This window comes from Enterobacter sp. RHBSTW-00175 (genome assembly GCF_013927005.1).
Taxonomy (GTDB): Bacteria; Pseudomonadota; Gammaproteobacteria; order Enterobacterales; family Enterobacteriaceae; genus Enterobacter.
The window spans coordinates 110,913-134,686 of sequence record NZ_CP055930.1 but is presented as its reverse complement, the minus strand read 5'-3'; the positions used below and the strand labels follow the sequence as shown (position 1 = coordinate 134,686).

Annotated in this window: 23 protein-coding genes, 2 tRNA genes and 1 other annotated feature; of the genes, 18 read left to right on the top strand and 7 right to left on the bottom strand. The window is 46.7% G+C overall.

Features of this window, described 5'->3' with window-relative positions:
* Nucleotides 1-4 precede the first annotated feature (4 nt).
* A complete protein-coding gene (gene hisG / locus HV107_RS00675; RefSeq protein ID WP_014070900.1) occupies nucleotides 5-904 on the bottom strand; it encodes an ATP phosphoribosyltransferase in 900 nt (299 codons plus the stop codon).
* 45 nt (nucleotides 905-949) lie between these two features.
* Nucleotides 950-1,073: a sequence feature (His leader region), on the bottom strand.
* Nucleotides 1,049-1,099, bottom strand: a complete 51-nt coding sequence (gene hisL, locus HV107_RS00670) for a his operon leader peptide (RefSeq protein ID WP_112010712.1) — start codon at nucleotides 1,097-1,099, stop codon at nucleotides 1,049-1,051. It overlaps the preceding feature by 25 nt.
* A 175-nt stretch (nucleotides 1,100-1,274) precedes the next feature.
* Here hisL and HV107_RS00665 point away from each other — a divergent pair, with 175 nt between their 5' ends.
* The 4 genes from HV107_RS00665 to HV107_RS00650 all read left to right on the top strand — a co-directional run bounded on the left by HV107_RS00665 (nucleotide 1,275) and on the right by HV107_RS00650 (nucleotide 4,701).
* On the top strand, nucleotides 1,275-2,099 hold the full coding sequence (locus HV107_RS00665) for an SDR family oxidoreductase (RefSeq protein WP_182061652.1): 825 nt from the start codon (nucleotides 1,275-1,277) through the stop codon (nucleotides 2,097-2,099).
* 41 nt (nucleotides 2,100-2,140) lie between these two features.
* Complete coding sequence (locus HV107_RS00660) at nucleotides 2,141-3,070, top strand: LysR substrate-binding domain-containing protein (RefSeq protein WP_182061651.1); 930 nt, start codon at nucleotides 2,141-2,143, stop codon at nucleotides 3,068-3,070.
* A gap of 220 nt (nucleotides 3,071-3,290) precedes the next feature.
* A complete protein-coding gene (gene yoeI / locus HV107_RS00655) occupies nucleotides 3,291-3,353 on the top strand; it encodes a membrane protein YoeI (RefSeq protein WP_128738933.1) in 63 nt (20 codons plus the stop codon).
* Nucleotides 3,343-4,701, top strand: coding sequence for an APC family permease (locus HV107_RS00650; protein ID WP_182061650.1), 1,359 nt, complete (start codon nucleotides 3,343-3,345; stop codon nucleotides 4,699-4,701). Before yoeI ends, HV107_RS00650 begins: the two co-directional genes overlap by 11 nt.
* Nucleotides 4,702-4,785: 84 nt before the next feature.
* Here HV107_RS00650 and sbcB read toward each other — a convergent pair whose 3' ends face one another.
* Entirely contained in the window at nucleotides 4,786-6,210 is a 1,425-nt protein-coding gene (gene sbcB, locus HV107_RS00645) for an exodeoxyribonuclease I (RefSeq protein WP_182061649.1), read from the bottom strand.
* A 157-nt stretch (nucleotides 6,211-6,367) separates the two neighbouring features.
* On the opposite strand from sbcB, the gene HV107_RS00640 reads away from it, so the two are divergent.
* Nucleotides 6,368-6,943 carry an acyltransferase gene (locus HV107_RS00640; RefSeq protein ID WP_182061648.1) on the top strand — a complete coding sequence of 192 codons (576 nt, stop codon included), beginning with the start codon at nucleotides 6,368-6,370 and terminating at the stop codon, nucleotides 6,941-6,943.
* 10 nt (nucleotides 6,944-6,953) lie between these two features.
* Here the strand turns inward: HV107_RS00640 and HV107_RS00635 are convergent.
* Nucleotides 6,954-7,651, bottom strand: a protein-coding gene (locus HV107_RS00635) for an IS1-like element IS1B family transposase (RefSeq protein ID WP_095033700.1) whose coding sequence is annotated in 2 segments (ribosomal slippage) — nucleotides 6,954-7,402 and nucleotides 7,402-7,651 — 699 coding nt in all. Because the reading frame shifts where the segments join, the coding sequence is not laid out codon by codon here.
* A gap of 41 nt (nucleotides 7,652-7,692) precedes the next feature.
* On the opposite strand from HV107_RS00635, the gene HV107_RS00630 reads away from it, so the two are divergent.
* The 5 genes from HV107_RS00630 to HV107_RS00610 all read left to right on the top strand — a co-directional run bounded on the left by HV107_RS00630 (nucleotide 7,693) and on the right by HV107_RS00610 (nucleotide 12,653).
* Nucleotides 7,693-9,075, top strand: coding sequence for an acyltransferase family protein (locus tag HV107_RS00630; RefSeq protein WP_182061647.1), 1,383 nt, complete (start codon nucleotides 7,693-7,695; stop codon nucleotides 9,073-9,075).
* A gap of 151 nt (nucleotides 9,076-9,226) precedes the next feature.
* A complete protein-coding gene (gene dacD, locus HV107_RS00625; protein ID WP_182061646.1) occupies nucleotides 9,227-10,393 on the top strand; it encodes a serine-type D-Ala-D-Ala carboxypeptidase DacD in 1,167 nt (388 codons plus the stop codon).
* A 131-nt stretch (nucleotides 10,394-10,524) separates the two neighbouring features.
* Complete coding sequence (gene sbmC, locus HV107_RS00620; protein WP_182061645.1) at nucleotides 10,525-10,998, top strand: DNA gyrase inhibitor SbmC; 474 nt, start codon at nucleotides 10,525-10,527, stop codon at nucleotides 10,996-10,998.
* 92 nt (nucleotides 10,999-11,090) lie between these two features.
* The gene (locus HV107_RS00615; protein WP_182061644.1) at nucleotides 11,091-12,149 is read left to right on the top strand and encodes an FUSC family protein; all 1,059 of its coding nucleotides are present in this window, start codon (nucleotides 11,091-11,093) and stop codon (nucleotides 12,147-12,149) included.
* A gap of 168 nt (nucleotides 12,150-12,317) precedes the next feature.
* Nucleotides 12,318-12,653 (top strand): DUF496 family protein, encoded by a 336-nt coding sequence (locus tag HV107_RS00610; protein ID WP_008499467.1) that lies wholly within the window; start codon nucleotides 12,318-12,320, stop codon nucleotides 12,651-12,653.
* Between the two features lie 51 nt (nucleotides 12,654-12,704).
* Here HV107_RS00610 and HV107_RS00605 read toward each other — a convergent pair whose 3' ends face one another.
* Both HV107_RS00605 and HV107_RS00600 read right to left on the bottom strand, forming a co-directional pair.
* Nucleotides 12,705-13,040: a gamma-glutamylcyclotransferase family protein gene (locus HV107_RS00605; RefSeq protein ID WP_182061643.1), complete on the bottom strand. Its 336-nt coding sequence runs from the start codon at nucleotides 13,038-13,040 to the stop codon at nucleotides 12,705-12,707.
* Between the two features lie 138 nt (nucleotides 13,041-13,178).
* Nucleotides 13,179-13,254 (bottom strand) — tRNA-Asn (locus HV107_RS00600).
* Between the two features lie 193 nt (nucleotides 13,255-13,447).
* Between HV107_RS00600 and emmdR the strand changes: the two genes are divergently transcribed.
* The 5 genes from emmdR to HV107_RS00575 all read left to right on the top strand — a co-directional run bounded on the left by emmdR (nucleotide 13,448) and on the right by HV107_RS00575 (nucleotide 18,029).
* Entirely contained in the window at nucleotides 13,448-14,923 is a 1,476-nt protein-coding gene (emmdR, locus tag HV107_RS00595; protein WP_182061642.1) for a multidrug efflux MATE transporter EmmdR, read from the top strand.
* An 80-nt stretch (nucleotides 14,924-15,003) separates the two neighbouring features.
* A tRNA-Asn gene (locus tag HV107_RS00590) sits at nucleotides 15,004-15,079 on the top strand.
* A gap of 451 nt (nucleotides 15,080-15,530) precedes the next feature.
* A complete protein-coding gene (locus HV107_RS00585) occupies nucleotides 15,531-15,842 on the top strand; it encodes a phage holin family protein (protein ID WP_259349665.1) in 312 nt (103 codons plus the stop codon).
* Nucleotides 15,829-16,215, top strand: coding sequence for a M15 family metallopeptidase (locus tag HV107_RS00580; RefSeq protein WP_182061641.1), 387 nt, complete (start codon nucleotides 15,829-15,831; stop codon nucleotides 16,213-16,215). Before HV107_RS00585 ends, HV107_RS00580 begins: the two co-directional genes overlap by 14 nt.
* Before the next feature lie 287 nt (nucleotides 16,216-16,502).
* Nucleotides 16,503-18,029 carry an aryl-sulfate sulfotransferase gene (locus tag HV107_RS00575; RefSeq protein WP_182061640.1) on the top strand — a complete coding sequence of 509 codons (1,527 nt, stop codon included), beginning with the start codon at nucleotides 16,503-16,505 and terminating at the stop codon, nucleotides 18,027-18,029.
* Between the two features lie 181 nt (nucleotides 18,030-18,210).
* Here the strand turns inward: HV107_RS00575 and HV107_RS00570 are convergent, their stop codons facing one another.
* A complete protein-coding gene (locus tag HV107_RS00570) occupies nucleotides 18,211-19,350 on the bottom strand; it encodes a cytoplasmic protein (protein ID WP_182061639.1) in 1,140 nt (379 codons plus the stop codon).
* 131 nt (nucleotides 19,351-19,481) lie between these two features.
* Between HV107_RS00570 and HV107_RS00565 the strand changes: the two genes are divergently transcribed.
* From HV107_RS00565 to HV107_RS00555, 3 genes are all read left to right on the top strand, one after another.
* A complete protein-coding gene (locus HV107_RS00565) occupies nucleotides 19,482-21,038 on the top strand; it encodes a bifunctional UDP-sugar hydrolase/5'-nucleotidase (protein WP_182061638.1) in 1,557 nt (518 codons plus the stop codon).
* Nucleotides 21,039-21,222: 184 nt separating this feature from the next.
* A complete protein-coding gene (locus HV107_RS00560) occupies nucleotides 21,223-22,785 on the top strand; it encodes a bifunctional UDP-sugar hydrolase/5'-nucleotidase (protein WP_182061637.1) in 1,563 nt (520 codons plus the stop codon).
* Between the two features lie 69 nt (nucleotides 22,786-22,854).
* A complete protein-coding gene (locus HV107_RS00555; protein ID WP_182061636.1) occupies nucleotides 22,855-23,736 on the top strand; it encodes a nucleoside-specific channel-forming protein Tsx in 882 nt (293 codons plus the stop codon).
* Nucleotides 23,737-23,774: the final 38 nt, after the last annotated feature.

The window sequence follows — 23,774 nt, the reverse complement described above, 5'->3', positions numbered from 1 at the left end:
GCAATTACTCCATCATCTTCTCAATTGGCAGCACCAGAATAGAGCTTGCGCCCAGTGCTTTCAGTTTTTCCATGGTTTCCCAGAACAGGGTTTCGCTGCTCACCATGTGCATCGCCACACGCTGCTGATCGCCTGCCAGCGGCAGAATGGTTGGGCGTTCAGCGCCAGGTAACAGGGCGATAACTTCATCAAGACGTTCTGTTGGTGCGTGCATCATGATGTATTTTGATTCGCGAGCCTGAATCACACCCTGAATACGGGTCAGCAGTCTGTCGATAAGCTGCTGCTTGGCGCTGTCCATTTCGCCATCGCGCTGGATAAGGCAGGCTTTGGAACGGTAAATCACTTCCACTTCACGCAGGCCGTTTGCTTCCAGAGTTGCGCCAGTAGACACCAGGTCGCAAATGGCATCAGCGAGGCCAGCGCGTGGAGCAACTTCAACAGAACCGTTCAGCAGACAGGATTTGAACTGCACGCCTTTTTGATCCAGATAACGCTTCAGCAGGTGAGGGTAAGAGGTTGCGATACGTTTGCCGTTCAGTGCCGCCGGGCCATCCCATGCTTCATCCGCCGGGGTTGCAAGAGACAGACGGCAACCACCGAAGTCCAGACGACGCAGGGTGAAGTAGCGCGGGTCTTCACCCTGTGCACGGCGGGTCAGTAACTCTTCTTCCAGTACGTTTTCGCCAATGATCCCAAGATCAACGACGCCATCCATCACCAGGCCCGGGATATCGTCATCACGCACGCGCAGAATATCAATTGGCATATTCTCAGCCAGGGCAATCAGGCGCTGAGTGTGCAGGTTGATTTTAATCCCGCAGCGAGCCAGCAATTCGCGTGAATCATCACTAAGACGGCCGGATTTTTGCATAGCTATGCGTAAACGTGAGTTATCTAACATTATTTATTCCTCGTTAACCTGTTTTAACCTGTCTGAATTCAGTCCAAAAAAAAGCCCCCGGAAGAAAATCTTCCGGGGGCTTTCTCTTGCGTTCATGCACCACTGGAAGATCCAAACGTCTTCCAGCACACATCGCCTGAAAGACTAGTCAGGATGATGGTGATGATGGTGAAGTTTAAATTGAACGCGTGTCATAAATTTTCTCGATGAATGCTTATTCATTTGATGCCTTTTAACCTAAACCACTTGCACCGCAGAAAGCAAGGGCTTTTTTTGATCATTAATTCATTTCATATTGATGCTATGAATTGTGTGTTCTGCGGGGCTGGCGTAGCCTTAATACAGATGTAAGAGAGTCAGGAGAAATCACATGAAAAAGGTCGCAATTGTCGGTTTAGGGTGGCTAGGGATGCCACTGGCAATGTCATTAGCAGCGAAAGGCTGGCAAGTGACCGGGAGTAAAACCACTGCAGATGGGGTCGAAGCGGCGCGGATGTGCGGTATCGATGGTATCGAACTGCGTCTGGAACCAGAGCTGGTGTGTGACGCTGACGATCTGGATGTGTTAATGGGCGTTGATGCACTGGTGATAACGCTCCCGGCAAGACGCAGCGGCCCCGGTGAATCATTCTACTTACAGGCGGTGCAGGAGATTGTTGATAGTGCGCTTGCACACCATGTTCCGCGCATTATTTTTACCAGCTCGACATCGGTGTACGGTGATGTCGATGGCACCGTGAAAGAGAACACTGTGCGCCACCCTGTCACCGCCAGTGGCCGGGTACTGAAAGAGCTGGAAGACTGGCTGCATAATCTGCCTGGTACTCAGGTGGATATTCTGCGTCTGGCGGGGTTGGTAGGGCCCGGGCGTCACCCAGGGCGTTTCTTTGCCGGAAAATCGGCTCCTGACGGGCAACATGGTGTCAATCTTGTGCATCTTGAGGATGTGATCGGCGCAATTGAGCTGTTGTTACAGGCTCCTAAGGGTGGGCACATCTATAATATATGTGCACCCTCTCATCCTTCGCGACGCACATTTTATCCGCTGATGGCGCGCCAGCTGGGCCTGGCTCCACCTGTTTTTGGAGATGCGCAGGGTGAAAGTAAAGGTAAAGTCATTGATGGCAATCGTATTTGTCATGAACTGGGATTTGAGTATCAGTATCCCGATCCGCTGGTGATGCCCATGGAATAACACCATCAGCGGGGGTGGTCGCACGCCGCGTGGGGGCGAACATGAAACCGTTGCTGGATGTTCTTATTATTCTGGATGCGCTGGAAAAAGAGGGGAGCTTCGCGGCTGCATCGGCGAAGCTCTACAAAACGCCTTCAGCGCTGAGTTACACCGTGCATAAACTGGAGAGCGATCTGAATATCCAGCTTCTTGATCGCTCCGGGCATCGTGCGCGTTTTACCCGTACCGGCCAGATGCTGCTGGAAAAGGGTCGTGAAGTCCTGCACACGGTACGTGAACTGGAAAAACAAGCCATTAAGCTTCACCAGGGCTGGGAAAATGAGCTGGTGATAGGCGTCGATGATACCTTTCCTTTTTCTCTTCTGACGCCGCTTATCGAAGCGTTTTATCAGCGCCACAGCGTGACACGGTTAATCTTTATTAATGGCGTACTGGGTGGCTCCTGGGATGCGTTAACGCAGGGGAGAGCGGATATCATTGTTGGTGCATTGCATGAACCGCCTCAACTGAGCGATTTCGGTTTTGCGCGACTGGGCATTCTGGAACAAGTATTTGCCGTTGCGCCACATCACCCGTTAGCGCAAGAGCCTGAGCCGATTAATCGTCGTACTCTCAGAGGATTTAGGGCTATTGTGGTGGGAGACAGCTCGCACCCTGAATATATGACACCCGCGCAGCAGCTAGATTGCCAGGAAGCGATTACGGTATTCGATTTTAAAACCAAGCTTGAGCTGCAAATAAGCGGGCTCGGATGCGGTTACCTTCCGCGTTATTTGGCGCAACGATATATTGAAAGCGGCGCGCTGGTTGAGAAGCAGGTCGTCGCACAAAGTAATAATGAATCTGTGTGGGTTGGCTGGAATGAACAAACAGCCGGGCTTGCAAGCGCCTGGTGGCGAGCCGAAATTTTAGCAAATAGTGCTATCGCTGCGGTTTACACTCCGCCTGATGTTGATAAATCAACCGGTTAGTGAAAAGAAATTATTGTTGTGCTTCTCAATCTATTGCCTTTTGTGTCAGGAATAGGGCAAAATGCCGCCGCTGCAAACAAATGAATAATCGACGATATAAAAGGCGTCGGTTATTTTTTTTTGCATGTATGAAACGAAACTAAAAACCAAGAGGCCGGGCTTCGTACCGGATAGATATTTACTAAAATCCGACAGTTGTTGTCGCTGAGGAATACAGAAAATGGGGCAATTTTTCGCTTACGTGGCGGTTATCACCGTAAAGGAGATTAACCATGTCGCTTAACGCAACTCCAAAAACCTCTCGCGTGGAATTACGTAAGACACTTACGTTGATTCCGGTTGTTATGATGGGCCTTGCCTATATGCAACCAATGACGCTGTTCGATACATTCGGTATCGTATCAGGCCTTACTGACGGTCACGTTGCAACGGCGTACGCCTTTGCGCTGGTCGCCATTCTCTTTACAGCGCTGAGCTACGGTAAACTGGTTCGTCGTTTCCCGTCCGCTGGCTCTGCCTACACCTATGCTCAGAAATCCATTAGCCCGGCGGTTGGCTTTATGGTGGGCTGGTCATCCCTGCTGGACTATTTGTTCATGCCGATGATCAACATTCTGCTGGCAAAAATTTACTTTGAAGCGCTGGTGCCTTCCGTACCATCGTGGATCTTCGTTGTTGCGCTGGTGGCCTTTATGACCATCTCTAACCTGCGCAGCATCAAGACCGTGGCGAACTTCAACACCCTGATTGTTATCCTGCAAATGGGTATTGTTTCCGTCATTGTTGGCCTGATCATCTACGGTGTGTCCCACGGTGAAGGCGCAGGTACGCTGGCGAGCACGCGTCCGTTCTGGTCTGAAGGTGCGCACGTTGTGCCGATGATTACTGGTGCGACTATCCTGTGCTTCTCGTTCCTGGGCTTCGACGGTATCTCTTCTCTGTCTGAAGAGACGAAAGATGCCGAGCGTGTGATCCCTCGCGCCATCTTCCTGACTGCGCTGATTGGCGGCATCATCTTCATTGGTGCTTCTTACTTCCTGCAACTGTACTTCCCGGATATCTCTCGCTTTAAAGATCCGGATGCGTCACAGCCTGAAATCATGCTGTATGTTGCAGGCAAGACCTTCCAGTGGGGCGTGCTGATCTTCTCAAGCGTAACCGTTCTGGCATCCGGTATGGCGGCGCACGCAGGTGTTTCTCGTCTGATGTACGTGATGGGTCGTGACGGTGTGTTCCCAACCCGTTTCTTCGGCTACGTTCATCCGAAATGGCGTACTCCGGCGTGGAACGTGCTGCTGGTTGGTGCCATCGCTCTGCTGGCCATCAACTTTGACCTGGTAACCGCAACGGCGCTGATTAACTTCGGTGCGCTGGTGGCATTTACCTTCGTGAACCTCTCCGTGATCTCTCAGTTCTGGATCCGTGAGAAGCGTAACAAAACGCTGAAAGACCACTTCAACTACCTGTTCCTGCCGGTATGTGGTGCGCTGACCGTTGGCGCGCTGTGGATTAACCTGGAAGAAAGCTCAATGGTTCTGGGTCTGATCTGGGGCGGTATTGGTCTGATTTATCTGGCTTGCGTAACCAAGAGTTTCCGCAACCCGGTTCCTCAGTACGAAGACGTTGCATAACGACTTGCCAGCAAATCCTTAAGCCCACGTCAGTGGGCAAAAAAAAGCCGGAGACATCGCCTCCGGCTTTTTTATACCTGTAACTCAGACTATCTCTTGTGCGTACTGGAACAGGGCTTTTAATAGCGCCTGCTTTTCGGCATCGCCTTCGTACTGGTTATATAACGACTCAAGCTCCTGGGCGTATTGCTGAAGGTACTCTGGTGTAAAGACGTTACGGCGATGCTGGAGCCAGCGTTCTTGCTCCACCTCATCCAGCGTACCGGGATAGTTACGTGCCCGGTAATTAAACATCAGCTTCTCAATGCGCTTGTCAGCGAAGGTGATATCCAGTGCCGGTAAGTTACGCGGTTCGGTATTCAGGACGATATTCATGGCGGTGCGGTCGGCATCACTGAAAAAGCCGTTATACAGTTGCGCATCGACATTATCAGATGCCACAAACGGCTCTGCTTCAGCAAAAATGGCGACTACTTTTTCACGCACCTCTGGGTTTTCACGCAGCACTTTGAGGTTATCCAGGCAGTGCTGGCGATTGATTCCGAGGCGCTCAGCATCTTCCGGGCGCAGCGTGTTGGCCTGCGCCAGTACCGGACATTTGTTGATATGCACCAGTTTGACCGGAACCGCGGGCAGGTCGCCCAGTTCATTTTTTGGGGTATACAGTCGCTCGCGCAGTGTATCGCTGTCGAGCTCCAGTAGCGGCGAAATGTCACCGGCCAGATCGACCATAATCACGGCATTGCGATTGTCAGGGTGCCAGGCCAGAGGGGCAATCCAGCTGGTATTCCCGCGCCAGGCACCAAACATCCCGGAAATATGTACCAGCGGTTTCATCTGCGGGACATCAATCAGCGTGGTGAGCTTGTGCTTGCTGCGATGGCTTAACAGATACTCAAACAGGCGCTGCTGTGCAGCCTTCACCAGTTTTGCCATGGCGATAGTGGCGTAAACATCCGCCATCGCATCGTGGGCATTGCTGTGTTCAATGCCATTGGCGCGGGTGAGGTGTTCCAGTCTGAAACTCGGCAAGCCATCGTCGTTTTCCGGCCAGTTGATACCCTCCGGGCGCAGCGCATAGCAGGCGCGCATGATGTCGAGCAAATCCCAGCGTGAATTACGGTTCTGCCAGCTCCAGGCGTACGGATCGTAAAAATTACGGTAGAAGATGTTGCGCGTCACTTCATCATCAAAGCGGATGTTGTTGTAACCCACCACACAGGTATTCGGGACGGTAAACAGAGCGTGGATACGGCGAGCGAAGTCAGCCTCGTTAACCCCTTTATCTCGAGCTTCCTGCGGCGTAATGCCGGTCACCATGACAGCACCTGGCTGCGGCAGGTAGTCATCAGCGGGCTTGCAGTAAAAGACTTCCGGCTCGCCAATGATATTGAAATCTTCATCGGTACGGATGGCGGCAAACTGGGATGGCCTGTCCAGCGCCGGGTGGGTACCAAAGGTTTCGTAATCGTGGAATAAAAATGTTGGGTGGCGTTGAGTATCGTTCACGTTGCTCTCAGGTTAAGCACTTAGCATAGGTACTAATAGTAAACGATGAGACTAAGACTCCCAACAATTTCACTAAATACAAATTCAGATTATTCTGACAAAGTGCTTCTATAGCACTAATCTTCGTGATAGATTTTTGCCGCTTAAAAAATGTAAAATGGGTGATAAAGTGTTTTTTGAAAGGAAACAAGTAAAAGCAGGCTATCGTCCTGATATTGATGGCATCCGCGCTATCGCAGTATTGTCTGTGATCTTTTATCACTTCGGTATTCCTGGGTTTTCGGGTGGATTTACTGGTGTTGATATTTTCTTTGTAATTAGCGGCTATTTGATTACAAATGGGATAGTAAGAGGAGTAGATACCGGGAAATTTACCTTTGGGGGCTTTTATGTCCGGAGAACCAGAAGGCTCATCCCTGCATTGCTGTTCACTATTTCAGCAACATATATCGGTTCGTTGTTTATTCTTTCGCCAAAAGATCTGACGTCGCTTTCAGGTTCGACAGTTTACGCCTTAACTGGTATTTCTAACATTTATTTCTGGATGCAGTCTGGCTATTTTGATAATTTTTCTTCTCTTAAGCCTTTACTTCATACTTGGTCATTAAGTGTTGAGTTACAATTTTATTTATTATGGCCATTTTATTTAATCGTTTTATGTAGGATGACCAAAAATAGCGCTGTGCGGGCGGCAGGTATCATTGCTTTTATTGTTTTATTTGCATTTTGGTAATGACTCCAACTTATTGATAGTGTTTTATGTTCAGATAATGCCCGATGACTTTGTCATGCAGCTCCACCGATTTTGAGAACGACAGCGACTTCCGTCCCAGCCGTGCCAGGTGCTGCCTCAGATTCAGGTTATGCCGCTCAATTCGCTGCGTATATCGCTTGCTGATTACGTGCAGCTTTCCCTTCAGGCGGGATTCATACAGCGGCCAGCCATCCGTCATCCATATCACCACGTCAAAGGGTGACAGCAGGCTCATAAGACGCCCCAGCGTCGCCATAGTGCGTTCACCGAATACGTGCGCAACAACCGTCTTCCGGAGCCTGTCATACGCGTAAAACAGCCAGCGCTGGCGCGATTTAGCCCCGACGTATCCCCACTGTTCGTCCATTTCCGCGCAGACGATGACGTCACTGCCCGGCTGTATGCGCGAGGTTACCGACTGCGGCCTGAGTTTTTTAAATGGCGGAAAATCGTGTTGAGGCCAACGCCCATAATGCGGGCGGTTGCCCGGCATCCAACGCCATTCATGGCCATATCAATGATTTTCTGGTGCGTACCGGGTTGAGAAGCGGTGTAAGTGAACTGCAGTTGCCATGTTTTACGGCAGTGAGAGCAGAGATAGCGCTGATGTCCGGCGGTGCTTTTGCCGTTACGCACCACCCCGTCAGTAGCTGAACAGGAGGGACAGCTGATAGAAACAGAAGCCACTGGAGCACCTCAAAAACACCATCATACACTAAATCAGTAAGTTGGCAGCATCACCTGCATTTTTGTCGATATGGTTTATTAATGTTGACTCAAGTGGGGCTTTTTATTTAACACCTTTCAGGATGCATGAGTTTGCAATTGGTGCTGTTGGTGTTTTTATTAGTGATGTCTTGAAAAATAAAAAAATCAACGAGCTAATTTATCTAACTGGTATTGTTTTTATACTATATCCAATTTTTTATTTTGATATTAAATCAATTGTCTTCCCTGGGTTTTATGCATTAATGCCGTGTGTCGGAACTATGCTCATGATCATTTCTGGTGATAAAGCTAAGTTCTCAGGAATTCTGGCGCATCGCTTACCAAATTATATAGGTGAAATCAGTTATTCATTATATCTGGTTCATTGGCCGATATATGTGCTAAGTAGTTACATTATTGTGTTCACCCCAGACTCAACTCAAATCTGTTGGATGTTTGTACTGACTGTTGTATTAAGTATTCTGTTGTACCATTGTATCGAAAAGCCTTTCAGAAGTGTACATAAGGCCCGGTTGAGTGGTCCCTCATTTTCATTGGCATGTACCCTTGCGGCTATTATTATAATAGTCCCTTCAGCCAGTAGTTGGGCCAATAATGGCTGGGAATGGCGACTTCCTGAAGAAATTCGCATGATAAACCAACTTGATAAGAAAGATGCATTTGATTATACATGGGTTGAGCAGCGCGCTCTTGCTCAGAAAAGTGGGTTTGAGAAGAATAGCAACAAGACAAAAGTACTGGTTATCGGTGATTCGCAATCTGCCGATCTCATTAATATGATGCAGGAATCGGGATTAATAGAAAAGGAAGATGTAGTTGCTCGAACTATATATTTTGACTGTGGTTCAAACTTTGTGGAAGACAATGAATCAGAAAAATATTTCACCAAGTTAAATGCCAGGACGATTGCAAAGCCTGAGTTGATCCCGATTTGTAAGTCTCAGATGCATGAGGCAATGAACCCTGAACTGCTTCGTCAGGCTGATAAAGTCTACATAGCATTTCTATATCAGCCAAATTTAGTTGATTATGTTATACATGGTGTTGATAAGTTACATTCAATGACTGACGCCAAAGTGTTTCTGATCGGACGGAAGAATCTCTCGAAAAGTAGTATTGAAATTGTCAACTCATTTAACCGCATAGTTGGTGTCGAACGATTTGCAACACAATTTAGAGATGAAGATACAGATCATATTAACAAACAATTGGCAAATGCACCTGGTGTTAAATTTATAAATATGATGAATTACATCTGTCCAAAGAAAGATAAATGTTTAGCTTTAACAGATGATAATAAACCTTTGTTTTATGATCCTCCGCATCTTACTAAATTTGGTGCAAAATATCTGGCGGAAAAGATAATGCCTCAAATCCAATAGAGGCGTATAAAAAACCAGCACTTGCTGGTTTTTTTATGATCCAAATGGCGATGACAGATGAATATTAACATTTTCTTGCAATTAAGGCAGGTAACGACATCAGAAGTCCCGTAAAAAGGTCAACGATTTTTAATGACCTGAGGATATACCGTTGAAACGCCGTCTGTTTATTGCTGTTTCTTTACTCGCTTCGAGTATCTCATCTGCGCTGGCTGCCGAACCGCTTGATTTTTCACCGCAGCCACCCGCTATCCAGGCAGGGTCCTGGGTACTGATGGATTACACTACTGGTCAAATTTTAACGGCGGGCAACGAACACCAGCAACGCAATCCGGCGAGCCTGACAAAGCTGATGACGGGATATGTTGTCGATCGCGCAATTGATAGTCACCGCATCACCCCGGACGATATCGTCACCGTGGGCCGCGATGCGTGGGCGAAAGGGAACCCGGTGTTTGATGGTTCATCCCTGATGTTCCTGAAACCTGGCGATCGGGTGTCCGTCCGTGACCTGAGCAGAGGCCTGATTGTCGATTCCGGTAACGACGCCTGTGTGGCACTGGCAGACCATGTGGCGGGCGGCCAGCCGCAGTTCGTCAACATGATGAATGACTATGTGCAAAAGCTGAATCTGCGCGATACGCACTTCGAAACGGTTCATGGCCTGGATGCGCCGGGGCAGCACAGCTCCGCCTATGACCTGGCAGTTCTGTCCCGGGCAATCATTCACGGCGAGCCTGATTTTTACCATATGTATAGCGAAAAGAGCCTGACCTGGAATGGGATCACCCAGCAGAACCGTAACGGCCTGCTGTGGGATAAAACCATGAACGTGGACGGGCTGAAAACAGGACATACATCCGGGGCAGGCTTTAACCTGATTGCCTCTGCCGTAGACGGTCAGCGTCGCTTAATTGCGGTGGTGATGGGGGCTGATAGTCCGAAAGGCCGTGAAGATCAGGCGCGTAAGTTGCTGCACTGGGGACAACAGAATTTCGATACGGTGCAGATCCTGCATAAGGGTAAAAAAGTGGGCACAGAGCATATCTGGTACGGTGATAAAGAGCAGGTAACGCTCGGCACGGATCAGGATTTCTGGCTGGCACTGCCAAAAGCGGAAGTGCCAAACATCAAAGCGAAATATGTGCTGGATAAAAAAGAGCTGGAAGCGCCGATAGCTGCGCATCAGCGAGTAGGGGAAATTCAGCTCTATGACCGGGATAAGGTTGTGGCGCACTGGCCGCTGGTAACGCTGGAAGGTATTGATAAAGGTGGCTTATTCTCACGTCTCGGCGACTATCTGCACCACAAAATCTAACCGCGTAAGTTAACCGCTTTCAGCAGACTGGCAGGGATGCGAGTCTGCTCACATAATAAACACTCCTCATTTGTTGTTCATAGAAAATCTGATTTATAGTGTATAAATATACAGTAATAAACGGAGGCAGCATGGACTACAGCATCAGGCAGCAACAGAAACGTAAAATCGCAGGCTTTCACCTGGTCGGGCCGTGGGAAAAAACGGTAAAACAGGGCTTTGAACAACTGGTCATGTGGGTTGACGGGCGTCAGATTCAGCCGCTGGAATGGGTTGCTGTTTACTACGATAACCCGGATGTAGTTCCGGCAGATAAACTGCGCTGTGACACGGCGGTAACGGTGCCGGAAGATTTTGTCATTCCCGAGAACAGCGAAGGGGTGATGATGACCGAAATTGCTGCTGGCGACTACGCTGTCGCCACTGCCAGGGTCGAGAATTTTGATTTTGCGACGCCCTGGTATCAATTCTTCAACTCTCTTTTGCAGGACCACCACTATCAGTGTGCCCCTAAACCCTGTTTTGAACGCTACCTGAACGATGGCAATGCAGACGGCTACTGGGACATTGAAATGTACGTCGCCGTTGAGCACAAAGCGGGTTAATCCTGGTAAAAGCAGGGTTTTTCAGCCGGGTGTGATCCGCCCGGCTGAAAACACAGTACAATTGTGGTTTGCCGAGCTGCTGGAGAGCGGGTGTGCGTCCCGACAAATCATTAACGCCGTTTGAAATTCGGTTGTACCAACACTATCGCGTTGTGCATGGCTGCCGCATAGCGCTGGCCTTTGTACTGACTTTTGTACTGGTACGCTTGCTGAATGTCCCGGAAGGAACGTGGCCGCTGATCACGCTGGTGGTCATCATGGGACCAATCTCGTTCTGGGGAAATGTCGTCCCACGGGCTTTTGAGCGTATCGGTGGCACTGTTTTAGGCTCTGCACTGGGGCTCATTGCCCTGAAACTGGAACTCATCTCGTTTCCGGTCATGCTGGCGTGGTGCGCCGGCGCTATGTTCCTTTGCGGCTGGCTGGCGCTTGGGAAAAAACCGTATCAGGCACTGCTAATTGGTATCACGCTTGCGGTAGTGGTGGGTGCGCCTGCAGGTGATATGACAACCGCTCTCTGGCGAAGCGGGGATGTTATTCTCGGCTCACTGCTGGCGATGCTGTTCACCGGGATTTGGCCACAGCGTGCTTTCCTTCACTGGCGTATCCAGATGGCAAACTACGTGATGGCTTTTAACCGGGTGTATCAGACCGGTTTTTCCCCTAACCTGGTTGAGCGCCCGCGCCTTGAAAAGCATCTGCAAAAAATCCTCAATGAGGTGGTAAAGATGCGGGGGCTGATTAACCCGGCCAGCAAAGAAACCCACATCCAGAAATCCGTATTCGAAGCGATTCAGACGGTCAGTCGTAATCTTGTCTGTATGCTTGAATTGCAAATCAACGCACACTGGGCTTCTCGCCCCAGCCATCTGCTGATGCTTAACGCACACACGTTAAAAGAGACGCAACAGATGACGCAACAGACGCTGTTAACCATTGCTCACGCGCTCTATGAGGGGAATCCGCAGCCTATTCTGGCAAACAGCGAACGTCTGAATGAAATTGTTGCCGAGCTGAAGCAACTTATTCACGAACGCCAGAGCGACAATGTGGCTGAAACACCGATCCACGGCTACGTCTGGCTGAGCATGGAGCTGGCACGCCAACTGGAACTTTTGTCGCATCTGATCTGCCGTGCGCTGCGCAAATAAAAAGCAGCTATCGCCTTATGTGACGCCTGCTGCTTCGATTCAGCAGCAATTGGGGTTATGATAGCGTTAAACGATATACTCATTGTCATTCGCGACCGCTGTCAGTAAGGTTACTGTTACAACGGTTGCTTTAACGAATCCGAATCTCACATTATCAGGGGTGTAAAAATGGAAACTACCAAGCCTTCGTTCCAGGATGTTCTGGAATTCGTCCGCCTGTTCCGCCGCAAAAACAAATTACAGCGTGAAATCCAGGACGTTGAGAAGAAGATCCGTGACAACCAGAAACGTGTTCTGCTGCTGGATAACCTGAGCGATTACATCAAGCCAGGTATGAGCGTTGAAGCTATTCAGGGCATTATCGCCAGCATGAAGAGCGACTATGAAGACCGTGTTGATGACTACATCATCAAAAATGCTGAGCTGTCCAAAGAACGTCGCGACATCTCCAAAAAGCTGAAAGTGATGGGCGAAATCAAAAACGGTGAAGCAAAAAGCGAGTAATCGTTGCTGAACGTGAAAAAGGCTCTCTGGTGACAGAGAGCCTTTTTTGTTTTAAATCGCAGCGCGCGGCTGTAATTGATAAATCCACGCCGTAACGTGCTGGCCTTCAAGCGTGGTAACACTGACTTCTACCCGGTCGTAACCCTCTTCAAATTCGTCCAGCATCGGCCAGTGCGTTTCAAGGTTGTCGGAAACAAACAGATAGCCGTCAACGCGCGCGCCGTGTTCATCCAGGACAATTCCCGGGAAATCGGCCGCTGCACCCCATCCGCGTGCGTAAAAGGTGCCTTTCACGTAACCGGGCAGCCATTCGCCACCGATGTTTTCCAGAATATGCGCGTTTGAGTGGCCTGGTTGCAGCGTGCCGTAGACAAACAAAGGGTTCATGCTTCATCACCGTTGAACAAGAGAATGGCTTAACATAAGGGGGAACAGCAGGGGCTGCAATCGCTTCGATGGAGGAGGGGCGTATTGCCTGGTGCAGAAAAGCAAAAAGCCTGCTTTAAAAGCAGGCTTTTCAGAATGTGGCTCCTCTGACTGGACTCGAACCAGTGACATACGGATTAACAGTCCGCCGTTCTACCGACTGAACTACAGAGGAATCGTTGTGGAGGCTTATCTTAGCGGCGAAAAAAGTTTTGTCAAACCTGATCTTAGGTAAAAATGTTCAATTGCTGAATCTGTCGTCAGTTTGTTGTAATTCCAAACATATTTTTATGGAAAATACTTTGCAGGATGAGCATTTCTCCATCATCATTTGAAATGGAGTTTCAACTTTCTCGCTAAGGTCCATTTTGAACGTCACCGCCCCCATACGCCAGGCGATTATGCGCACGCCCTGGTACGCAAAACGTAAAAGTTATCGTGTTCTCTTCTGGCGTGAAATCACCCCTCTTGCTGTTCCCATTTTTCTGGAGAATACCTGCGTCCTGCTGATGGGGGTGTTAAGCACCTTCCTGGTGAGCTGGCTTGGAAAAGAGGCAATGGCCGGTGTAGGTCTGGCAGACAGTTTTAACATGGTGGTGATGTCTTTCTTTGCCGCGATTGACCTGGGGACAACGGTTGTCGTTGCGTTCAGTCTGGGAAAACTGGATCCCAAACGCGCTCGCGAGGCTGCCAGACAGTCGCTGATGATCATGACCATCTTCTCCGTCATTCTTGCGGCGGTGATCCACTATTTCGGTAAAGAAATTATCGATGTTGTGGCGGGCGAGGCAACGGATGAAGTGAAAGCGCTGGCGCTGACCTATCTGGAAATGACGGTATTGAGTTATCCGGCAGCGGCGATAGCACTCATTGGTAGCGGGGCGTTACGCGGGGCAGGGAATACCAAAATTCCGTTGCTGATTAACGGCGGCATGAACATCCTGAATATCATCATCAGCAGTATTCTGATTTACGGTGTGTTCTCATGGAACGGGCTGGGTTTTGCCGGGGCAGGGCTTGGGCTGACTATTTCGCGTTATATCGGCGCGGCGGCCATTATTGGGGTACTGATGACCGGTATGACGCCGTCACTCCGCCTCTCGCTGAAAAGTTATTTCCGACCGCTCAATTTCGCCATTATCTGGGAAGTCATGGGGATTGGTATCCCGGCCAGTATCGAATCGGTGTTGTTTAACGGCGGTAAGCTGCTCACGCAGATGTTCGTGGCAGGAATGGGGACCGATGTTATCGCGGGGAATTTTATTGCCTTCTCTATCGCCTCACTCATCAACCTGCCAGGTAATGCCCTCGGTTCTGCTTCGACAATTATCACTGGCAAACGGCTTGGAAAAGGGCAGGTAGGGCAGGCTGAACGCCAGTTGCGCCACGTTTTTTGGCTCTCAACCATCGGGCTGACCGCAATTGCGTGGGGTAGCGCGCCTTTTGCCGGGCTGATGGCATCGTTCTACACCCATGAAGAGGATGTTAAAGAGGTCGTTAAGATCCTGATTTGGCTCAACGCCGCATTTATGCCGATCTGGGCGGCCTCCTGGGTGCTTCCTGCCGGGCTGAAAGGTGCGCGCGACGCCCGCTTTGCCATGTGGGTATCGATGCTGGGCATGTGGGGGTGTCGCGTGGTGGCGGGGTATACGCTGGGGATTATGCTGGGAATGGGCGTGGTCGGTGTCTGGCTGGGGATGTTCCTCGACTGGGCTGTGCGCGGAGTTCTGTTCTACTGGAGAATGGTGAGCGGGCGCTGGCTATGGAAATATCCCCGCCAAAAAACCGAAATTGTCGATACCGAATCCAAAGAATGCCTGCCAAATGCACGAAGTGGAGAATAATTCGGCAAACGATCAGAAATCTGCATTCTGCCTTTGACATCATCGGGGAGCATCGATAATATGCGCCCCGTTCACACGATTCCTCTGTAGTTCAGTCGGTAGAACGGCGGACTGTTAATCCGTATGTCACTGGTTCGAGTCCAGTCAGAGGAGCCAAATTTAAAAAGCCTGCTTTTAAAGCAGGCTTTTTGCTTTTCTGCACCAGCGAAATGTTTTCACCCTCACTGTAACTACCGCGTTCACCCATCGACGCGATTGAATCCCCCCCAGGTACTGCAAAATCCTCGAAGGTCAGAGCGTTACGGCTCCAGCATCATTCCCTACTTAAACCCAGTAGTCGTCGCGCTATCGGGTTGCCCCCTCCCGCTTGCCCCTCTTATGCATTCCACTACTAAATAGTATGATTACAATCAATAAATATTAACTATCATTAGTAGATGATTGATCGATGCAAGCTATTAATTGCATTCCGTGTGACATTCATCACAAAACAGGGTTGCTCAACGTTTATTATTCACTACATAGCAAAAGCAATAGCTCAGTTACGAAAAAATAATCTCATCGGACGGTAACGTTTTTACTTTTTCAACCTTAGGAGGTAATTGTTTTGCCATGGAAAGACCCATCAACAAATGCGTTCTTTAGCTGGATTTACATAATATTATTCGGTGCGTGGGGAGGTCTTGTCAGATATATCCTTGATGTTAAGTCTGGTCAGTCTGGACGAAGTTTATTTACGGCATTAGCACAAATTATTGTTTCAGGTTTTACCGGTGTACTTTCTGGATTGATGTCACAAAGCCTTGGTTCGGTATTTCATACTTCACTTGCGGTTAGTGGCATATCAGGTGCAATGGGCGTTGTTGCCCTTAATTATTACTGGAAAAAAATCTCTGGAGATGACAATGATGAACCATGAATTCAGTAAAACTACTGAAAAAAATCTTAAAGGCGTACATAAAGACCTTTCTGATGTAATGAGAAAAGCATTGAAATTATCACCTGTTGATTTTGGTATTTCAGAAGGGTTAAGAAACCAAAAACGGCAGCTTGAACTATTGGCAGCAGGGAAATCATTAACGTCAAATAGCAGGCATTTAACGGGGCATGCTGTCGATATATTTGCAGTTATAAATGGTACGGCCTCATGGGAGTTTAAACATTACCAAACAATTGCCACAGCAGTGTTTCAGGCTGCGAAGGAGTTGGATGTTGATATTGAATGGGGTGGTAACTGGACGGAAATAAAGGATGGTGTTCATTTTCAGCTCTCACGGAAAATGTATCCATAATAGCATCTGAAAGTTTCTCGCAGATCTTTTATACAGATAATACGGTACACCTGCATTTGCAGGATGATTAGCCACGTCGCTGTTTACACAGCTATTTTGTAAGAGGAGTACTACAATACACATCCATTTTTAATTACTTCTGAAAGTAGTAGGTAAACTATTGCTTATACAAGCAATTACTGTACATATCTAATCAAATAATAATATATGGATATTATTATGTTCTATATGTATGGGTGTTTAATAAAAATCGTATTTTAAATCTTAAATCCAAAAGGAATAAAATCATGACAATTACTTATGTTAAAACTGAACTTGCACCGGCTGACAACCAACTTGCTGCTTATCTTTATTTTACTTCAGATACACCAGTTAGCTACTCTTACACTGTAGCAAAACGGACAACCAGTTCGACTAGCGTAGATTTCACCTATTCCTCGGAGCTGATTTATGGTGTTTCTCAAACCATAAAAATTCCTGTCATTGGTCTTTATGCACAATATGCAAACGACGTTCAGGTTGTGTTTAAGGACGAAACTGGGGCTGAAGTTTTCAATCAACCATTCTCTGTTAGCACGGTGGATCAGGTTTATGATAAATCTGTAATCTTCCATCTCGATATTGAACAAACTGATCCTGCGCTGTTTACATCTGTTTGGGGAAATAGTTGGTTGATGCAATCGACTGGCCGAGGTTACGATCAAAATGGTGACCTGCGTTTTAACTTCTTATCAGTGTATCATCTCCAGCCGCTGAGAATTCACAATGGTTACATCTATACTGGTAGCGATGAAGATATGTCGTGGTATGGTCGTCGCTTTTTCAAAATTGACATTCTCGGTAATGTTATCTTTGAATTCGACATGCGTGATTCAGATGGCAATCACTATTCAAATACTCACGATTTAGTCTGGGACTCAGCTGGCGATATTTATATGTTCGGTAACGATAGTCCTAATCGTATAACCAACACGATGGGGCAAGATTCTCTGGTTCTTAAATTTAACGATCAGACCGGGAAAATGATTTGGGCAAAAAATTACACCAGTGAGTATAGCGGTACTCAAATTTTGAATAACAGTACTCCTAATGATATTCATTTAAACTCACTTTCATGGATTGCAAGTAGCCCAAATAATGATGAAGCAGTTATTGTTCATTCCCGTTCAACGAGTACGACGTTTGGCGTATCTATCGTTGATGGTAGTATCTTGTGGGCGATCGATACCGGGAATTTCAACCCTCAATTCCCGGTGAATCCAGATACTATTCAGATTGATAATTCCGGTATTACTCACTATGAAAATGGTGCTCACACTGTGTGCATTACAAATAATAGTGCATTTGCAGAATATATCGACTCTACCGTGGGGAAATTTGTTTTATCTGTCTTTGATAATAGATCATGTCTTGATGCAGATGGAAATCCTGTTGTACGCCCGATGAATGACGATGCAACAACGGATGCCTATTCAACACCTCCTGCTCGTATTCTGTTCTATGCTGTTGACTTAGCAGCGAAAACGGCTGTGGAAATTCAAGCGCCTATCGAACTGCCAACCACACCTATCGTCCAGTGGACTGATTTTATGGGGGGAGTGTTTGACCATGATGATTACTTTGTTATTTTTACCAACCATGCCCGTTCATTCTTTATCTCTGATGTGAACGGTAACATGATTGCCACCATCTACGATGTAATTTCTCTTCCTGATGGCGCGCCGCAATTCCCAGCAGAGGGCTATCGTGCAAGATTATTTAACGAAACAGAGCTATCTGATCTAATCACTACGGCATCAATTACTGTAAACTAAAGAAACGGTTTATGTATAAAGAACAAGTGCGATTGATCATCCGTTTTAATAAATAATTGATATCATTGCATATATTAAAAGGGTTCATGTATTTGCATGAACCCTTGACGATACAGGCCAGGTGTTTAGTGCCTGTCTTAGCAAGACGATAAGATCACGGGAAAAATGCAACATGGCCTCATTATTCTCGGTTTTCATTTTCCTTCATAATCTTACAGTTGTAGTCTTGCGCCAGGGAACATAGTATTTGTGTTACGCGCCCTGCGGATAATTTAGCGCTATGGATAAAATCCGTTTGTTTATATAGCCATTGGATATAGTGCCTACTGGCTGCTAAAGAGAGTGTTTTAGCGTTATTGCTATCCCCATTCGTTAATGAGCAAACCATCTTACGGTTTTTTCCCTGTACCCAAAGCGACCACTGACTTTGCCACCAGCCATGCCGCGTTTTACCCTGAAAATGCCAGGGCATATTCGTATCACTGTCGCTTATATCCTCCTCTATATACCAAAGTTCAGCTTGTCGTTGGCGGAACAGTTTTGCCCAAACAGTAATAACTGCTCCCCGAAGAAAACATTCGTGAGAAATAAGATGTGTCTTTATCTCAGGAAAGAGGATGTTCAGTACCCGAAAATGCCCATGAGCAGCGATAACCGGACGCAGAATAGCACCTTTTGCAATGCGTTTGAGTACAGCACTTCCGTACTGAATTTCATCGAACTGACTGCGATGTAGAAATTGCATCTCGCGCATATCAACGTGTTTTACGATATCACGGTGATCCAAATCAGGCTCAATATTCCCTCGGCAGAGATAACGTAGGGTTTCCCCAGCGGAATGCTGAGTGAAATTAGTGGAAATATGAATAATATTACCTTGAATAGCATCGAAACTTAGCAGGACATACAGTTTTTGATCTGCTCTCCTCCCCTGGAACGGCACAATTAAAGATACCGTTTCAATCCGTTCTGGTGATGTTATTTCTCTTAGTAATTGTCGTTTCGGTGTCCAGACTTTTTTGCAGGTGCGGCACTGAACGCGCTGTGTTCCTTGCGGATTATAACCATAGCGAATAGTTTCTTTGCCATAACATACAGGACAAAAATAGCCACTTTCAGAGGCATAGGCACTTAAGTGAGCTGACAACCATTCATTAAATTGATGTGCTTCAAATAGAGGAGGATAACTACCACATGCCCGACAGTGCAATGCCGGATAACCTAGTCGATAGTCCGGCCAACTGTAATCTTCAGATGTCGCTAACCCTAAATTGCGACACCCAAACGTCTTGCAGCTATTAATTGTAAATAAAGTCGACATAAGCCACCAACGATTTCAAGAGGTCGGTGATTTTGAACTATAACGTCGATTTGATTGTGTGAACAGACGCACATATCAATGTCTTTCAGAACGTAAAATACCCGAAATTAATGTGAATGAAGGTGAAAATTATGAAATTAAAAGTGATTGCTACGGGTATTTTGTTGACATTACCATTCTGGGCCTGTGCCAAGGATGTCACTATTATTTATACCAATGATCTCCATGCCCATGTGGAACCTTATAAAGTGCCATGGATTGCTGACGGTAAACGTGACGTCGGTGGCTGGGCAAATATCACCACGCTGGTAAAAAAGGAAAAAAGCAAAAACGAAGCTACATGGTTTTTTGATGCAGGTGACTATTTTACCGGCCCTTATATCAGCAGTTTAACGAAGGGCAAGGCGATCATTGATATTATGAATACCATGCCGTTTGATGCAGTCACAATGGGCAATCATGAATTTGATGATGGCTGGGATAATACGTTGCTCCAGCTTAGCCAGGCGAAATTCCCCATTGTACAGGGCAATATTTTTTATCAGAACAGCGATAAAGCGTTTTGGGATAAGCCATATACCATTATTGAGAAAGAGGGGGTGAAAATTGGCGTTATAGGCTTGCACGGCGTGTTTGCCTTTGATGATACCGTTTCCGCTACAACGCGCGAAGGTATTGAAGCACGGGATGAGATTAAATGGTTACAGCGTTATATCGATGAACTTAAGGAAAAAGTGGATTTGACCGTATTGCTGGTCCACGAAGGCACACCTGCCCGTCAGTCCAGTATAGGAAGCACAGATGTGCGTCGTGCGCTGGATAAGGATATTCAGACGGCAAGCCAGGTGAAAGGTCTGGATATTCTGATTACCGGACATGCGCATGTCGGTACGCCGGAACCGATTAAAGTAGGTAATACGCTAATCCTCTCGACCGACAGCGGTGGTATCGATGTAGGGAAACTGGTACTGGACTACAAAGAGAAGCCACATAGCTTTACGGTGAAAAATTTCGAGCTTAAAACCATATACGCTGATGAGTGGAAGCCGGATCCGCAAACGAAGCAGGTGATTGACCGCTGGAATAAGAAACTTGATGAAGTGGTAGGACAAACGGTGGCGCAGTCGCCGGTTGAATTAACACGTGCATATGGTGAATCAGCCTCACTTGGCAATCTTGCTGCGGACGCTTTGCTGGCCGCTGCAGGTAAAACTACACAGTTGGCTTTAACCAACTCTGGCGGTATCCGCAGTGAGATCCCGTCTGGTGCGATTACGATGGGGGGGGTCATTAGTACATTCCCATTCCCTAACGAGCTGGTCACTATGGATCTTACCGGTAAACAATTACGTAGTCTGATGGAGCATGGTGCAAGTTTAAGTAACGGGGTGCTGCAGGTCTCAAAAGGCGTGGAAATGAAGTACGACAGTAGTAAGCCTGTTGGACAACGAGTTCTGGAACTTACACTTAATGGCAAAGCGATTGAGGATGCGACGGTTTATCACATTGCTACCCAAAACTTCCTTGCTGATGGTGGCGACGGCTTCACCACGTTTACCGAGGGTAAAGCGCGTAATACAAACGGTGGGTATTACGTTTACAACGCAGTGATCGATTACTTTAAAGCAGGTAACACCATTACCGATGAACAACTTACCGGTATGCGCGTTGCTGATGTGAAAAAATAAGTTTTTCTGCCGCAATAGTTTCCGAGTGGTGTCATCAGTTGATGAATAATCGGCTTTATTGACTATTTCTTGCCTTTAAAGCCGATATGAAGGCGTTACTGTAAAACAATGAAAACATGCAAATGTCTGCATGAGATCTTGACTGAAATATAATAATTATTCATAAAGTTGAAAGGGTTTTATTATGAAGAGAAGAACTAAGCTTAGTTTGATTGCATTGTGTTTGTCTGCAACATTAACAGCATCAGTTAGCGCAAAGGATGTGACGATCTATTACACCAACGATTTACATGCTCATGTATCTCCAGGGAAAGTTCCCGTCGTCGACAAAGAACGTTTGGTCGGTGGTTTTGCGAACATAGCAACCATCGTTAATGATGCAAAGAAAAAAAGTAAAGATGTATTTTTCTTTGATGCGGGAGATTATTTTACCGGGCCTTATATAAGCACCTTAACCAAAGGTGAAGCAATTATTGACATAATGAATGCAATGCCCTTTGATGCGGTGTCAGTGGGGAATCATGAATTTGACCATGGCGTTGATAATATGGTTAAACAGTTATCAAAAGCGGATTTCCCTATTTTACTGGGTAATGTATTTTATGCCAAAAGTGACAAGCCCGTATGGAATAACCCCTGGACGATTGTCGAAAAAGATGGCGTTAAAATTGGCGTAATTGGTATACATCAGAAATTTGCATTTTATGACACAGTTGCCGCTAAGGCTTACGCTGGCGCAGAGACCCGTGATGAAGTACCTTACATTCAAAAAGGGCTTGATGCGTTAAAAGGCAAGGTTGATATCATCGTATTGCTTATCCATGAAGGTACGCCAGCGCGCCAGTCAAGTTATGGAAATAAAGACGTAGCCAGGATGTTGCAAGCCGATATCGATACCGCAAAGAAATTTAAGGGCATTGATGTGTTAATCACCGGTCATGCTCATGTGGGTACACCTGAGCCAATAAAAGTGAATGACACGCTCATCGTTTCAACGGATGCGTATGGTACCGATATTGGTAAACTTGTATTGAATCTAAACCCGAAGACTAAAAAAATTGATGGCTATAGCGGTAAACTAATCACTATATTTGCAGACGAATATAAACCGGACCCAAAAGTTCAAGCCAGGATTGATGAGTGGAATGCTAAACTGAAAAGTATCACTGACCAAATCATTGGGTCGACAACGACAGCATTCACGCGTTCTTATGGTGAATCGTCACCTGTTGGTAATTTAGTTATTGATGCCATGATGGCCAAAGCGCCAGACGCCGTCGTGGGTTTACAAAACAGCGGAGGGTTGCGTGCTGATTTACCACAAGGGGAGTTAAGTTATGGTGATGTAATTACTACCTTCCCATTTAATAACGAACTTATTGAAATGGATCTCACCGGAAAGGATCTCGTCAATTTAATGGTCCACGCAACTAATCTTACCAATGGAGTTTTGCAAGTCTCAAAAAACGTTCATGTTGAATATGACAGTAAAAAACCGTTGGGTGAGCGAATCATTAAATTCACTATTGATAATCAAGCAGTAGATCTAACCAAAACATATCGGGTTGCTACACACTCATTTTGCGCGACGGGTGGGGATGGATTTGACGCGTTCTTAAAAGGAACGAATATCAAAACGATCAACAGTACAACTTCTGCTGAGTCAATCATGGATTATGTCAAGACAAATAATCCATTGAAACCCGATCTTGAGATGAGAGTGGTCGACGTAAGTATGGCTAAATAGACTCAATAATATACTTTCTATAAATGAATAAATTTTATCCACATACCTCTGTGGAAGGAATCTCTACTTATGCAAAAAATAACAAATATATTATCAGGTGTATTTATGCTGTTACCCACGGCAGCATTGGCAGACTCTGTAAGTAATGAATATTTATCAGACTGGTGGCATCAAAGCATTAATGTGGTTGGAAGCAACTCAACTCGCTTTGGGCCACTAAAAAGAGCAGACTTATATCCAGAGTATCGTGCCTGGGCTCATGTGGATTGGTTTGATTTCTACGGTTACGCAGACTTACCTAAGTTTTTTGGTATAGGCAATGATAATGATATCGGTATTTGGGACAATGGTTCTCCATTTTTTGCAGAGATAGAGCCGCGTTTTAGCATCGACAAGTTAACAGGACTCGATCTAAGCTTCGGTCCATTTAAAGAATGGTATTTTGCCCACAACTATATCTATGATGCAGGTTCCAACGCAGGGCAGCGACAGAGTACCTGGTATATGGGGCTAGGAACAGATATTGATACGGGGCTACCGATGACGTTATCTGCAAACATCTATGCCAAATATCAAGGGAACAATTACAATGCTGCCAACGAAAATGAGTGGGATGGATATCGCTTCAAGGTAAAGTATGTCATACCTCTTACAACAATATTTGGTGGCAAACTAAGTTATGTCGGTTTTACCAATTTTGATTTTGGTTCAGACCTAAAAGATGAATCAGGCGGAGAGCAACAATTTTACTCGCGTACAAATAGTTCGATAGTGTCCACCAACGTGCTCAGCCTGGTTTATCCTCACTGGAACTACGGTGCAACCCTTCGTTATTTCTATCATGGCGGGCAATTTGATGAAGGTAGTAAAGCATTTAACAGCGATGGAAATATCACCACTATAGATTCAACAGGGTGGGCATACTATTTAACTGTCGGTTACGCTTTTTAATATAACTGCCGGGTAAGGCGAAGCCGCCACCCGGCATC

Coding starts and splice junctions, on each gene's coding strand:
- HV107_RS00560 (WP_182061637.1), top strand. CDS start 21,223: ATGAAGAGAAGAACTAAGCTTAGTTTGATTGCATTGTGTTTGTCTGCA.
- HV107_RS00640 (WP_182061648.1), top strand. CDS start 6,368: ATGGGTGATAAAGTGTTTTTTGAAAGGAAACAAGTAAAAGCAGGCTAT.
- HV107_RS00570 (WP_182061639.1), bottom strand. CDS start 19,350: ATGTCGACTTTATTTACAATTAATAGCTGCAAGACGTTTGGGTGTCGC.
- hisG (WP_014070900.1), bottom strand. CDS start 904: ATGTTAGATAACTCACGTTTACGCATAGCTATGCAAAAATCCGGCCGT.
- sbmC (WP_182061645.1), top strand. CDS start 10,525: ATGGACTACAGCATCAGGCAGCAACAGAAACGTAAAATCGCAGGCTTT.
- HV107_RS00610 (WP_008499467.1), top strand. CDS start 12,318: ATGGAAACTACCAAGCCTTCGTTCCAGGATGTTCTGGAATTCGTCCGC.
- HV107_RS00660 (WP_182061651.1), top strand. CDS start 2,141: ATGAAACCGTTGCTGGATGTTCTTATTATTCTGGATGCGCTGGAAAAA.
- HV107_RS00555 (WP_182061636.1), top strand. CDS start 22,855: ATGCAAAAAATAACAAATATATTATCAGGTGTATTTATGCTGTTACCC.
- HV107_RS00650 (WP_182061650.1), top strand. CDS start 3,343: ATGTCGCTTAACGCAACTCCAAAAACCTCTCGCGTGGAATTACGTAAG.
- HV107_RS00565 (WP_182061638.1), top strand. CDS start 19,482: ATGAAATTAAAAGTGATTGCTACGGGTATTTTGTTGACATTACCATTC.
- HV107_RS00580 (WP_182061641.1), top strand. CDS start 15,829: ATGATGAACCATGAATTCAGTAAAACTACTGAAAAAAATCTTAAAGGC.
- HV107_RS00575 (WP_182061640.1), top strand. CDS start 16,503: ATGACAATTACTTATGTTAAAACTGAACTTGCACCGGCTGACAACCAA.
- HV107_RS00665 (WP_182061652.1), top strand. CDS start 1,275: ATGAAAAAGGTCGCAATTGTCGGTTTAGGGTGGCTAGGGATGCCACTG.
- HV107_RS00605 (WP_182061643.1), bottom strand. CDS start 13,040: ATGAACCCTTTGTTTGTCTACGGCACGCTGCAACCAGGCCACTCAAAC.